Raw genomic sequence first — 11975 nt, 5'->3', positions numbered from 1 at the left:
AATTTGTTTAGAAGTTTGGTTTCAATAGATACTTTTCATAGAAACGTAAAATGTGATCAACGGCATCTTCAGCTGTATCTACCATTCTATAAAGTTTTAAATCTTCAGTAGAAATATAAGCATTACTTAACATTGTTTTTTCTACCCAATCAAATAGACCTTTCCAGTATTCTGTGCCCACTAGGACAATTGGAAACCTGCCAATTTTGCCTGTCTGTATAAGTGTAATGGCCTCAAAAAGCTCATCCATTGTTCCAAAACCGCCAGGCATAACGATATATCCTTGAGAATATTTCATAAACATGACCTTGCGTACAAAAAAGTAGTTAAATTCTAATAGTTTATCACGGTCGATATAGCGGTTGTGAAATTGCTCATGAGGTAGTTCTATATTTAGGCCGACCGATTTTCCTCCGGCTTCATAGGCTCCTTTATTAGCTGCTTCCATAATACCTGGGCCACCGCCTGAAATGACACCGTAGCCTTTCTCCGCCAATAAACGCGCGATATCTACAGTCATTTGGTAGTATTTATGCTTATCAGGTGTACGCGCTGATCCAAAAATAGAGACACAAGGCCCTATTTTTGCTAACTTTTCAAAACCATCAACAAATTCAGACATCATCTTGAAAATTTGCCAAGAGTCTTTTACTTTTATTTCTTGCCAAGTTTTATTAGCAAAGGATCTTCTTATCTTATCTTCTTTCGCCATATGTATTTCAATAATAGATATTAAATATCACAAGATAATAAATATTCCATTTAGTCTGAATTAGTTATAAGATATATGTTGCAATTAATAATTGGCTTTGTTTATACGTATCGTAACCATTTCTTTCTTTGTTTTTTTAATCGATAAGTAGTGAATTTCTTACTATTTTTGTGCTATGAATTTTTCCTCTAAACTATTAGAGCAGGCTGTAGATGAGTTTGGTCGACTTCCCGGTGTTGGAAAAAAGACAGCCTTACGTTTGGTGCTTCATCTATTAGGGCAACCAAATAGTGATGTATTTCGTTTTACGGATGCAATTACTAAATTAAAAGAGCAGATAATGTATTGTAAAGTATGTTTTAACATTTCTGATCATGAGGTGTGTGAGATCTGCTCTGCTTTGAAAAGAGATAAACAGACAATATGTGTTGTAGAAGACACAAGAGATGTTATGGCAATTGAAAATACTCATCAATATCAGGGGGTATATCATGTTCTTGGAGGTTTAATATCGCCAATGGATGGTATTGGTCCATCTGATCTTAAAATAGAGGCCCTCGTACATCGTCTTCGAGAAAATGATATTAAAGAAGTTATACTCGCGCTAAGTGCAACAATGGAAGGGGATACCACTATTTTTTATTTATATAGAAAACTTAAAGAATTTCAAATAGAAATAAGTACCATTGCTAGAGGAATTGCTTTTGGTGGAGAACTGGAGTATGTAGATGAAATAACATTAGGACGTTCTATTGCGACAAGAATACCTTATGAACGCAATATTGGTTAAAATTACTTGTTTAGCTCTTTTTTTTAGTCAGTATATATTCGATTACTACCTTGTACTCATTATTGCTTTTATCTTCTGTTTCAAGTACTAAATGTGCTTTTGCTTTGTTTAACCTTACTGAGTAAACAATAGGTGTTAAACTCTGAGGGATATTTAAATCATTTTTTGGAACAGATGATAGTGAAGCATGTAAGTTGCAAATCATAGTCTCTTCAATAATTTCAATATCATATATAGTAGGCCGTGATCCGATATCTGGGTGCTCAATGAACATATTTCTATCAGTAGGAAATGTGTATATAATATTCTGCGGAGTATACTTGGTCGTGTTTGTTGACTTTTCCCCATTTTGCGCATTAATTATTGTTTTATTCATTTCTATTAGGCTCCAGCTTCCTGTCAATTGAATAGTATTAGACTTTTCACATCTAACTACCGTTATCCCTAATAAAACAGATAATATGCTATATATAAAAAGTTGAAAAACACGATTTTTCATATAATATGTTTAGATAATATTTATCGTGATGAGTGAAGCATAGTCTTATACTTCATATCTGCTTATATATACAAATATGCACATAACCTAATGTTTTAGCGTCAGGTACAGGGGGTAGTTTTCGTGTAGTTGATAGTAAAAAGTCTTACCAATGGCCACTACCCTAGTGTAGGGTCGATTGGTAATTAATTGATTTAAAATGTATTGACAGCTATTTAAACCATTTTCTTTATTATCCAAGAGAAGCCTATAGCTGTGACAACCAAAACTAGTCCGGCACTATACCATAAAGTAGGATAGCCATAATTTTCGGCGAGACTTGTGCCTAAGTAAGGTGAAAAAATATTGGCGGCAGCAAATGCTAAAGAATTAAAGCCCATATATGCACCCTGTGTATTTAATGTGGCTCTTTTAATGGTAATAGTTGCCATAAAAGGGAGCGTTAGCATTTCTCCTAATGAAAGCATAAACATGGATAAGTAAAGCCAAGCTATACCAAATGGCATATTTAGCATGAAGTATGAGAGGGCGGCAAACAATGTGCCAGCGATCATAACGAACCGTGGGGTAAATCGGTGCTCCATGATATGTACTAAGATCATCTCAAAGAGAACAATTACAAAGCCACTAAAACCTAAAATTAGACCTATAGATCCTTCTGACATTTCCTTGGCTTCTTTATAAAATAAAGGAAGTGTACTCAGTAATTGGAAAAATGCCATTGAAAATAAACAGCAGCATATGTTAAAAATAACAAATTGCGGATCCAAATATGCGTTTCGATCTTTCGTTGTTAAGTTTATTTCTTTTTTATTCAACGTGATAGGAGCGTTTCTAGGTTGTCTTTTTGCAAATACAACTATAAAAACAATGACAGCTAGTAGGGCAGCTAACGCATTACCGTAGAAAATCCAGTCGTAGGAAAACATAGCTAAAAAGCCTCCTAAAGCCGGACCAATAGAAAAGCCAAGGTTGACAGCCATTCTATTTAATGAATATGCTTTTGTTAAGTTTTCAGGTTTCGCATAGCGGGCAACGGACACAGAGTTGGCTGGCCGAAAAGTATCTGCTATCATAGCCAAAATAAAGATCATAGGAGCGAGGCTCTCAAATGTTCTAAACTGGGGAAGGATTAAGAAAAGTGGAACGACCATGATTAAACTAGCTGCTTGCACTTTAAAACTTCCCAGTCTATCCGTTAGCCAGCCACCTAGCCAGGAACCACATACAGAGCCTAAACCAAAGCACCCTAAGATAATACCTATTTGACTTTTGCTAAAATACAATTCAGCAGACATATACATACTCATAAAAGGTATTACCATAGAACCCATCCGGTTTATTAGCATAACTAATGCTAAGAACCAAGCTTCTGCAGAAAGACCACGATATGCGTCAATATAAAGATTGAAGAATCTTTTCAATATTTTTAGTGTTAAATGTTTACGATATTATACTTGCATCCATTTTATGGTCAATGCCGTAGTGTTGTGCCATTAATTGAGATTTACCCGACATCTTGTCAAAGAAAATATCAATCCGCCCCAAACGAACACCTCCAAAGCCCATTTGATTAACCCACACTTCTTTTCCAATGCTATTTTTAACTCGAGTAGGTTCATCGAGAAAGGTATGTGTATGTCCACCGAGAATAATATCGACATTGCTTGTTGCTGCGGCAAGTTTTAGGTCTGACACTTTATCAGATTTGTAGCTATAGCCCAAATGCGATAGACAAACAACCAAATCACATTTTTTTTGTGATTTAAGTTTTGTCGAAAGCTTATTGACAATATCTATAGGATCTGTGTAACTCATACCTTTATAACTATTAGGATCCACAAGTCCTTCAATATCTATGCCTACACCAATAATTCCTATACGTAATCCGTCACGTTCTAAGATGATATAATCCTTTGTTTTACCTTCAAGAGCAGTGCCTCTAAAGTCATAATTAGCTGTTAAAAAAGGAAAATTGGCGCTATCTAAATGTTTAACAAGACCTGCAATACCATTGTCAAATTCATGATTTCCAAAAGTACCAGCATCATAGCCTAGTTTGCTCATCAGCTCTAGTTCGAGTTTACCCTCAAACATATTAAAATAGGGGGTCCCTTGAAACATATCCCCACAATCTAGAAGTAGTACATTTTTTTCTTTTTGACGTATCTGCTCGATTAAGGAACTGCGTCTTGCAACACCTCCTAAACCTTGTAAACGAGATCCATCCATAGGGAAAGGGTCGATACGGCTATGGACGTCGTTTGTATGTAACAAAGTAAGTTTAGTTATAGAGGGTGAAGCTTTTACAAAAGTAGGAAAAGCAGACATGCTTAAAGCTGTGGTAAGCCCTATTGACTGTTTTAAAAATTTTCTCCTATTCATTTGTGATTTGTATTCGTCCATCTAATTTTACATCAATATTTTCCCCTATATTCGTTATAGACTGTACGTATTCAATTAATGCATCACGTACAGGTTGCTCATAGTCTTTTCGCTCAATAAGACGATCGAAGAAATCAATATAATCTCCTCCATTAGCTAAATAGTCATATGTGACTAGTTTGTAAGTCAATGCAGGGTCTATTGGTTTACCATTAATAGTAAAAGTTTTAATCTCACCGTTTTCAACAATAAGTTTTGCACCCGCTATTGGCTGCCCGTTGGTTTTAACAAGGAAATCACCCAATCTTATAACGTCTTCTCCTCTAAGAGTTAGTATACTGATTTTATTTTCGAAAGGCATTACTTCAAAAATGTTGCCTACCGTTACTTTACCTTGCCTTAGATCGGAACGTATACCACCTTTTGTTGCAAAGCTAAGCTGTGTTTCAGAATCTAATTTCTTTCCCTTCCATAACAATGCATCTACAAAAAAATTACCGACTAATGTTTCAGGAATGGCAGGCTTGCTAAGATGCTGATTAGAAAAACCAATGACTCTATTCATTTCGGCATCTAATTTTTCCTTGTAGGGTTTATAGTAGTTTAATATCATTGTATCTGCAATGATATTATAATCTATAGTGTAATATTGCTCCTGGATTGTACTGGGAACAAGTTTTGTCCTACAAGAAGAAGATAAGGATAGTATAACGGCAATTAAAAGCCAGTTTGAAAAAGAAATCGTAATACTTACAAATGACTTTTTAGTGCATACATTTTTTGACAAAGCTTGCATAGAATCACTTTTGCTACAAATGTACAGACTAAAAGACTATTTATCTGTTAAAAATAAAAGATAATACTAAGTTAACAAGCGTAGGTTATTGCTAGGTAATTACTAAGCTGCTCACTAGTTCTTGTGCTTCTTGCATAATACTTTGATGTTGCTTTTCTGTTATTTGCAGCTTTTTTAGAAAACTGGGCCTATCAATTAGGTCTTTTACTGCAATACATTGGTTCTTTAGAAGTATTTTTTTATTTTCTTCTGTTAGGTTCGTCAAACATGTGATAGGGTAGAGACCATTGTCATCTACTCTAAGTTTTAGGCTTGTTTCTGCAGGATAATCCCAAGAAAGCATATTTAAATTATAATATTCTCCAAAACGAACAGAGTCTGAGGTCAGGTATGCGTTTGTCACCAACAAACCTTCGCTAAATTCTCTTTCTTTATTGAAAAATAGATGTTTTTTTCTCTTTACATCATTGGCTCTGGACATGAAGTACATTGGTGTAGTTACTGATATTTTTGCTTCTATGTCGTTTCTGAATTTACACTCAATGGCAATCATCTCCTTTCCTTGCACCGCAACAACATCAATTTCATGGCTGACAGCATGCCCTTGTACTGTTTGTCCTGTTATGGTTTGGTAGCCTTCATTGGCAAATAGACGTCCAACCCATTGTTCAAAGTAAAAGCCTTCAGGCCCCAGATCTCGTAAAGCTTTTTTTAATGAGTAACGGGCTGCATATGATTCCCGATGCTGACAAAGTAACCTGAAAGCAGACTCATAGAGTTCGCGCGTTGTAATACCATCGTACAATTCTGCTTCTACGTCTTTATAGACCTTCTCAACAATCTGTTCTGTTGCGCCAGAACGATGGAGTGAATGCTTTAATGCATTGGAATTAAAAGGCACAAGCTCCCCAGAATATTTTTTGACTCTCATTTTGTGTGTAAATTATAACAAAAAAGCTATTTTTTATTGATAAAAGCAAAACATTTAAAACATCTGCTCTGTTATATATCTAGTTAAATATTTGAAAATTTGGTTTCTTAAATAAATATAGTAAAAATGAGTGTAGTAAACTTTTTATCCAATAAAATGAAGAAACGCTTTGAAAAGGCTTGTGCAAATGGGAAGATAGCAAATTCAGAACGTGCTCTATCTATAATTGCCGGTGGATTTATTATGGCGTATAGTGGAAAACGGATTTTGCAGAACCCAATAAGCTCTCTTCCTGGAGTGGCTATAGGAGCTGGTCTCGTAGTACGTGGGATAACAGGTAAGTGCCCTGTAAAAGGAGCAATAGAAGGAGAGCCTGAGCAAGAGTACACCATTGTTGAACATCGGTATTTCGTAAAATAAACAAATCTCTCTAGTTTTAAACTACGTTAAAGCTATAGTTGTGTTTTTGGTCAAATAATACTGTTATTCTGTATTTTTTACATCCCTTTTATTAAGTTATTTAAATCACTAGTTTTGCCAAGTTTATTTATTTGGCATATGAAAAAACTTGTCGTATTTACAGGTGCGGGTATATCAGCAGAAAGCGGTCTTAATACCTTTAGGGATAAAGATGGTTTATGGGAGGGGTACAAAGTAGAAGATGTAGCAACGTTACATGCATGGAAAGTAAATCCAGCATTGGTGCTTGAATTTTATAATGTTAGGCGTAAGCAATGTAGTGCAGCTAAACCCAATAGTGCACATAAAGCTTTAGTTGAAATGGAGTCTTGTTATGATCTGCAAATCATAACGCAGAATGTGGATGATTTGCATGAACGGGCAGGCAGTAAAAATATAATTCATTTACATGGCGAAATTATGAAAGCCCAATCCTCTTTGAATCCAAAGTTTGTATATACAATGAAAAAAAACGAGCTCTTGATTGGCGATACATGCGAATTAGGTTCTCAATTACGACCTTTTATTGTGTGGTTTGGTGAAGCAGTCCCCTTAATGGAAAAAGCAGAGCGCATTGCTCAAGAAGCAGATATCTTAATTGTTATAGGTACTTCTTTACAAGTTTATCCAGCAGCTAATTTGCTACATGTGGTAAATAGTCAATGTAAAGTATATGTAATTGACCCTAAAGCAGACCAAATGAACTTACCAGCTCGCGTTCGACGTATAAATGCATCAGCTACCGTTGGAATGGATATTCTTAAGAAAAAGCTATCCGAATAATATTCTGATCAGATTGATAACAGATATTAAAACAGCACGTTGCGACCTTTATTGGATCTTATGCTTTATCTGAAGGTGGTTTTGTTTTCACTTCTGATAAAATAACTCAGAATATTATTCGGCAAGACTTGTTTTTAAAACACAATAGTCAAACATACAGGATGTTAGGCTTATTGATATGGTTTATTTATTCATATCTAGAATAAGCTTCTAAAAATGATTTCCTCATTACTCCGAATTGTTCGACAACTTGTTTAATAAAAGAGTCGTCAATTAATTCAAAGATGCCATTTACACCTCCTATAATATCAGTTTCTGATATTTTGTAAGATTGTTCCAGTGTTCCTTGTTCGAATTTTATGATAAATTTTTGATTCATTGAAAATATTGAAATTTTACAATCTGGATGGGGGAGTTCGGCTACTATTCGCATAATGATAAATATAAAAAATAAGGGTTGATCAACTAAGTTGAACAACCCTTCTAAAATACAGTAAAATATCTACTACACCAAGCCTTGTGCTTTCATTGCGACAGCTACTTTTATAAAACCGCCGATATTAGCCCCCTTTAAGTAGTTTACATAGCCACAGGATTCTTTTCCATATTTTAGGCAGGTTTTGTGTATATTTTCCATAATTACTTTTAATCTATTGTCTACTTTATCAGGAGACCATTGTTGTCCTATCCAGTTTTGTGACATTTCTAGTCCTGAAACAGCTACTCCGCCTGCGTTGGCAGCTTTGCCAGGTGCAAAATATATTTTAGATTTGTGAAAAATCTGTATAGCCTCTCGTGTAGATGGCATGTTTGCGCCTTCAGCAACACAAATGCATCCATTGTCAATCAAGTTTTGGGCATCAGCTTCATTTAGTTCGTTTTCTGTTGCACAAGGCAGTGCAATGTCACATTTAAAACACCAAGGTTTGCTGTCTTGATGAAATTCAGCGTTACTATATTTAGATATGTAGCCATTTAAATCGCGACCTAATGTACTCAGGAAATGTAGTTTTTCAGGCGTAAACCCATCAGGATCATATAATGTCCCTGTACTATTTGAGAATGTCACAACCTTTGCGCCTAATTGAATAGCTTTTTCTGCAGCGTAATAGGCGACATTTCCTGCGCCCGAAATTGTAACGATTTTACCTACTAAGCTTTCGTTCAAGCTTTCAAACATACATTGGACGAAGTATAATAAACCATAGCCCGTTGCTTCGGGTCTGATATATGAACCACCCCAAAATTTCCCTTTTCCTGTTAAAACTCCTGTAAATTGATTTTGTAGGCGTTTGTATTGTCCAAATAAATAGCCTATTTCACGCTCACCAACACCTATGTCGCCTGCTGGTATATCTGTTTCTGCACCAATATGCCGATAAAGTTCGTTCATAAAGCTTTGGCAAAAGCGCATGATTTCCATATCCGATTTCCCTTTGGGATCAAAATCTGAACCTCCTTTAGCGCCACCCAAGGGTATGCCTGTCAAACTATTTTTAAACACCTGTTCAAAAGCTAAAAACTTCAGAATACTTAGATTGACGGTAGGATGGAAGCGTAGTCCACCTTTGTAAGGCCCTAGGGCACTATTCATTTGAATACGATAGCCTCTGTTAATCTGAACATGATTGTTGTCATCAAGCCAAGTGACACGAAAGGATATTACACGCTCGGGCTCAATTATGCGCTCGATAATTTTCAATTCGCTCCATGTTGGGTGTTTTTCATTCATGTAAGGAATCAGGTCTTCAACAACTTCTGTTACGGCTTGAATGAATTCGGGCTGATTGGGATTCTTGCCCTTTGTGTGATTGATTAAATCGATAAAGGATGAGCTCATTTGATTCGTTATTTATATTTTTTACAGATTATATATGTAAAATTAATAATAAATATTAGAAATATTACTTTTTTATCATTTTTATTTGATTTTATTTGCAATAATTTATTACCACAGGTGTCAAGTGTAAACTTCGCGTTGATCTGTAATAAATCTGGTGTGAATCTGTATTTAGATCATTTCTATTATTTTCTTGTCTAAGGTGTGTATAATACGGTGTGATTTTTAGACATATAATTTATATTATGTTAAATAGTTATTTATTAAAGAAGCCTATTCTACTTCTTTGGTTTTAAAGTCTGGTTCAAAATCGATGATATCTCCCGGCTTACAATCCAGAGCTAAACAAATTGCATTCAAGGTTTCAAAACGAATCGCCTTTGCCTTGCCGTTCTTTAATATCGAAAGATTTGAAAGTGTTATACCAACTTTTGCGCTCAGTTCATTAAGTGACATTTTACGTTTAGCCATCATAACGTCCAAATTTATAATTATTGCCATTTTAAATTATTCAATATAATATTTTAATATTTCAGCATTGACTGCCGCTATTTGATGCTTTTAAGCGATCCAGGCTCCAAAGATCAAAGCCGCACACATAATAATAAAAAATAAAATTGCCACCATAATTTATTGATTTTAAATAGTTAGTTCATTTTCTTCTTTTATGGCTACACCAATTTTTAAAGCTACCACCAGTCCTAAAAAAACTAAGCCGAGTATAAAAGTAAATACATCAAATTTTAAAGTATTAACCACTTCGTAAGCTGTTCCTTTAAAAAGAGTTTGCATTTTAGTATAAACTGTATAGTCAAATATGTAATCAAACACGGGGATTAATAAAACGCAAAAAGACAACAATAGTAGATTTTTATATGTTTTAATATGTAGCACCTCCCCTTTCGAAAATAGCTTAATCAAATTAATAAAAGCTATAAATATCGTCAAATATATGATTGCTCCCAGAAGTAGCAAAGTCCATTCTTTTGCTGTCGTTGTTCTTATATTTTCTTTACTCCAAATAGAATATAAACTATCCTCTGGTACTATTTTTATATTACTGTTTCCCGTTGGGATGCTGTCTGTGGCATTTTCTATACGATCTGGCAATGCTTGTGGACTTGACAATCGAACATAATCTATTGGATATTTTAACCATCCTCCAGTGTTATGATTTTTTGTCCTTTTATAACCAGTTTCAAAACCGCTTTTAAAAGATTCTTGATGTCTGCTTATAAATACGTTATGAATGATAGCTAGAGTTAAACATAATGCTATCCCCCATCCGATAAGTTTTAATACTTGTTGATTATTCATACCCCGATTTTGATTAGTTATGATTTATTATTACACTTACTTACTGTGCGGGTAAAAATATTCTATTTTATTGTGAAATGCAAATTATTTATTGTTTTATAATAAAACAATGTTGTTATGTAATTAAAAAGCCTAAACTAGTGTGTTTAGGCTTTTTAAAAAAACTATTTTGTCTTGGTAAGCGTTATACAGCGTCCAGAATCATCACAGCCGCAACAGTTATATTTGTACGTGGATCGATTATGATAGCTCTTGAGTTTTCAGGATAAAGGTTATGCTTGTCAAAAACTATTTCTTTGGCTGCTTTTATAGAAATTTTGCCTATATCATTCAGACTAACAGTTTCATCATAAATAGGCTCTTGATTATGCACGTCTATCTTATAATGTATATCCTCAATTTTAATTTTTGTTTGCGAACTATGGTTTCTCAATAAGTATATTTGTCCCTTATCCAGTGGTTTGGTATCGAACCAGCAAATGTTAGCTTCAAGATTTTTCTCACTTATAGCAGGCTGTTCAACAGGAACAATGGTATCGCCTCTTGAAACATCAACATCATCAGTAAGATGTATAATAACAGATTGTCCGTTTTCTGCATATTCTAAAGTTTCGCCTGCAAGTTCTATGCTCGCTATTCTACTTCTAGCGCCTCCAGGCAATATATAGACCTCCTCGCCAATCCGCATATTGTCACCCACTAAACGTCCCGCGTAGCCCCTGTAATCGTGAAGGTCTGCGGTTTGTGGCCGTACTACCCATTGTATGGGGAAGCGCCAAGGTTTTGGAGTTTTAGCTTCAAAATTTATACTTTCTAAAAAACTCAGTAAAGGTTCGCCTGTATACCAATCCATGCGTTCTGAACGATGCACAATGTTGTCTCCTTTTAAGGCAGAGACTGGTATATATTCCACTGATTTTAGATTGAGTTTACTGGCTAGTTTTTCATATTCAGTTTTAATATTTTCAAATACAGCCTGCTCGTAATCTACCATATCCATTTTATTAATGCAGACGAGCACTTTTTTAAGAGAAAGTAATTGCGCTAAAAATGAATGTCTTTTTGTCTGCTCAATCACACCCTTTCGAGCATCTATTAATATGATGATTAAATCTGAGTTTGATGCACCAGTCACCATGTTTCTTGTATATTCAATATGGCCAGGCGCATCAGCTATAATGAATTTTCTTTTTTCTGTCTGAAAGTATTTATAAGCGACATCAATTGTAATCCCCTGTTCTCTTTCTGCTTTTAAACCGTCTGTCAGGATAGCAAGATCTACTGTTCCGTCATCATTTTTTCGGTTGGCTTTTTTAATAGCTTCCAATTGATCTTCCAATATCGAATCTGTATCATAAAGCAAGCGGCCTATCAATGTGCTTTTACCATCATCAACGGATCCGGCAGTTATAAATTTTAATATATCCATGCTGTATATTTATAATGATCTGTTGTAAATTAAT

The 11975-nt window shown here is 34.9% G+C and carries 14 protein-coding genes; 3 read left to right on the top strand and 11 right to left on the bottom strand.

Going from position 1 to position 11975, the window contains the following annotated elements:
• Positions 1-7: 7 nt before the first annotated feature.
• Positions 8-712 (bottom strand): TIGR00730 family Rossman fold protein, encoded by a 705-nt coding sequence (locus ORI89_RS04740; RefSeq protein ID WP_268229295.1) that lies wholly within the window; start codon positions 710-712, stop codon positions 8-10.
• A gap of 175 nt (positions 713-887) precedes the next feature.
• Between ORI89_RS04740 and recR the strand changes: the two genes are divergently transcribed.
• Positions 888-1502, top strand: a complete 615-nt coding sequence (gene recR, locus ORI89_RS04735; protein WP_268229294.1) for a recombination mediator RecR — start codon at positions 888-890, stop codon at positions 1500-1502.
• 10 nt (positions 1503-1512) lie between these two features.
• On the opposite strand, the gene ORI89_RS04730 is transcribed toward recR, so the two are convergent.
• The 5 genes from ORI89_RS04730 to ORI89_RS04710 all read right to left on the bottom strand — a co-directional run bounded on the left by ORI89_RS04730 (position 1513) and on the right by ORI89_RS04710 (position 6113).
• Entirely contained in the window at positions 1513-2001 is a 489-nt protein-coding gene (locus ORI89_RS04730; protein ID WP_268229293.1) for a hypothetical protein, read from the bottom strand.
• 215 nt (positions 2002-2216) lie between these two features.
• Positions 2217-3425, bottom strand: a complete 1209-nt coding sequence (locus ORI89_RS04725) for an MDR family MFS transporter (protein WP_268229292.1) — start codon at positions 3423-3425, stop codon at positions 2217-2219.
• Positions 3426-3444: 19 nt separating this feature from the next.
• On the bottom strand, positions 3445-4386 hold the full coding sequence (locus tag ORI89_RS04720; RefSeq protein WP_268229291.1) for a bifunctional metallophosphatase/5'-nucleotidase: 942 nt from the start codon (positions 4384-4386) through the stop codon (positions 3445-3447).
• Positions 4379-5182, bottom strand: a complete 804-nt coding sequence (locus tag ORI89_RS04715) for a 5'-nucleotidase C-terminal domain-containing protein (RefSeq protein WP_268229290.1) — start codon at positions 5180-5182, stop codon at positions 4379-4381. Before ORI89_RS04715 ends, ORI89_RS04720 begins: the two co-directional genes overlap by 8 nt.
• A gap of 91 nt (positions 5183-5273) precedes the next feature.
• On the bottom strand, positions 5274-6113 hold the full coding sequence (locus ORI89_RS04710; protein WP_268229289.1) for an ATP cone domain-containing protein: 840 nt from the start codon (positions 6111-6113) through the stop codon (positions 5274-5276).
• Between the two features lie 126 nt (positions 6114-6239).
• Between ORI89_RS04710 and ORI89_RS04705 the strand changes: the two genes are divergently transcribed.
• Both ORI89_RS04705 and ORI89_RS04700 read left to right on the top strand, forming a co-directional pair.
• Positions 6240-6533 (top strand): YgaP family membrane protein, encoded by a 294-nt coding sequence (locus ORI89_RS04705; RefSeq protein WP_268229288.1) that lies wholly within the window; start codon positions 6240-6242, stop codon positions 6531-6533.
• Between the two features lie 138 nt (positions 6534-6671).
• Complete coding sequence (locus tag ORI89_RS04700) at positions 6672-7355, top strand: SIR2 family NAD-dependent protein deacylase (protein ID WP_268229287.1); 684 nt, start codon at positions 6672-6674, stop codon at positions 7353-7355.
• A gap of 187 nt (positions 7356-7542) precedes the next feature.
• Here the strand turns inward: ORI89_RS04700 and ORI89_RS04695 are convergent, their stop codons facing one another.
• The 5 genes from ORI89_RS04695 to ORI89_RS04675 form a co-directional block, all read right to left on the bottom strand.
• Positions 7543-7788, bottom strand: coding sequence for a hypothetical protein (locus tag ORI89_RS04695; RefSeq protein ID WP_268229286.1), 246 nt, complete (start codon positions 7786-7788; stop codon positions 7543-7545).
• A 72-nt stretch (positions 7789-7860) separates the two neighbouring features.
• On the bottom strand, positions 7861-9195 hold the full coding sequence (gene gdhA / locus ORI89_RS04690) for an NADP-specific glutamate dehydrogenase (RefSeq protein ID WP_268229285.1): 1335 nt from the start codon (positions 9193-9195) through the stop codon (positions 7861-7863).
• A gap of 273 nt (positions 9196-9468) precedes the next feature.
• Positions 9469-9696 (bottom strand): helix-turn-helix domain-containing protein, encoded by a 228-nt coding sequence (locus ORI89_RS04685; RefSeq protein ID WP_268229284.1) that lies wholly within the window; start codon positions 9694-9696, stop codon positions 9469-9471.
• A gap of 138 nt (positions 9697-9834) precedes the next feature.
• Positions 9835-10512 (bottom strand): DUF2975 domain-containing protein, encoded by a 678-nt coding sequence (locus tag ORI89_RS04680; protein ID WP_268229283.1) that lies wholly within the window; start codon positions 10510-10512, stop codon positions 9835-9837.
• 184 nt (positions 10513-10696) lie between these two features.
• Positions 10697-11941, bottom strand: coding sequence for a sulfate adenylyltransferase subunit 1 (locus ORI89_RS04675; protein ID WP_268229282.1), 1245 nt, complete (start codon positions 11939-11941; stop codon positions 10697-10699).
• Positions 11942-11975 lie beyond the last annotated feature (34 nt).

Source organism: Sphingobacterium sp. UT-1RO-CII-1 (genome assembly GCF_026711005.1).
Taxonomy (GTDB): domain Bacteria; phylum Bacteroidota; class Bacteroidia; order Sphingobacteriales; family Sphingobacteriaceae; genus Sphingobacterium.
This window is presented reverse-complemented; position numbering and strand designations above follow the sequence as displayed.

What these genes read in the sequence shown, in the direction of transcription:
- ORI89_RS04740 (WP_268229295.1), bottom strand. Translation starts at nt 712, where the DNA reads ATGGCGAAAGAAGATAAGATAAGAAGATCCTTTGCTAATAAAACTTGG.
- recR (WP_268229294.1), top strand. Translation starts at nt 888, where the DNA reads ATGAATTTTTCCTCTAAACTATTAGAGCAGGCTGTAGATGAGTTTGGT.
- ORI89_RS04730 (WP_268229293.1), bottom strand. Translation starts at nt 2,001, where the DNA reads ATGAAAAATCGTGTTTTTCAACTTTTTATATATAGCATATTATCTGTT.
- ORI89_RS04720 (WP_268229291.1), bottom strand. Translation starts at nt 4,386, where the DNA reads ATGAATAGGAGAAAATTTTTAAAACAGTCAATAGGGCTTACCACAGCT.
- ORI89_RS04715 (WP_268229290.1), bottom strand. Translation starts at nt 5,182, where the DNA reads ATGCAAGCTTTGTCAAAAAATGTATGCACTAAAAAGTCATTTGTAAGT.
- ORI89_RS04710 (WP_268229289.1), bottom strand. Translation starts at nt 6,113, where the DNA reads ATGAGAGTCAAAAAATATTCTGGGGAGCTTGTGCCTTTTAATTCCAAT.
- ORI89_RS04705 (WP_268229288.1), top strand. Translation starts at nt 6,240, where the DNA reads ATGAGTGTAGTAAACTTTTTATCCAATAAAATGAAGAAACGCTTTGAA.
- ORI89_RS04700 (WP_268229287.1), top strand. Translation starts at nt 6,672, where the DNA reads ATGAAAAAACTTGTCGTATTTACAGGTGCGGGTATATCAGCAGAAAGC.
- ORI89_RS04695 (WP_268229286.1), bottom strand. Translation starts at nt 7,788, where the DNA reads ATGCGAATAGTAGCCGAACTCCCCCATCCAGATTGTAAAATTTCAATA.
- gdhA (WP_268229285.1), bottom strand. Translation starts at nt 9,195, where the DNA reads ATGAGCTCATCCTTTATCGATTTAATCAATCACACAAAGGGCAAGAAT.
- ORI89_RS04685 (WP_268229284.1), bottom strand. Translation starts at nt 9,696, where the DNA reads ATGGCAATAATTATAAATTTGGACGTTATGATGGCTAAACGTAAAATG.
- ORI89_RS04680 (WP_268229283.1), bottom strand. Translation starts at nt 10,512, where the DNA reads ATGAATAATCAACAAGTATTAAAACTTATCGGATGGGGGATAGCATTA.
- ORI89_RS04675 (WP_268229282.1), bottom strand. Translation starts at nt 11,941, where the DNA reads ATGGATATATTAAAATTTATAACTGCCGGATCCGTTGATGATGGTAAA.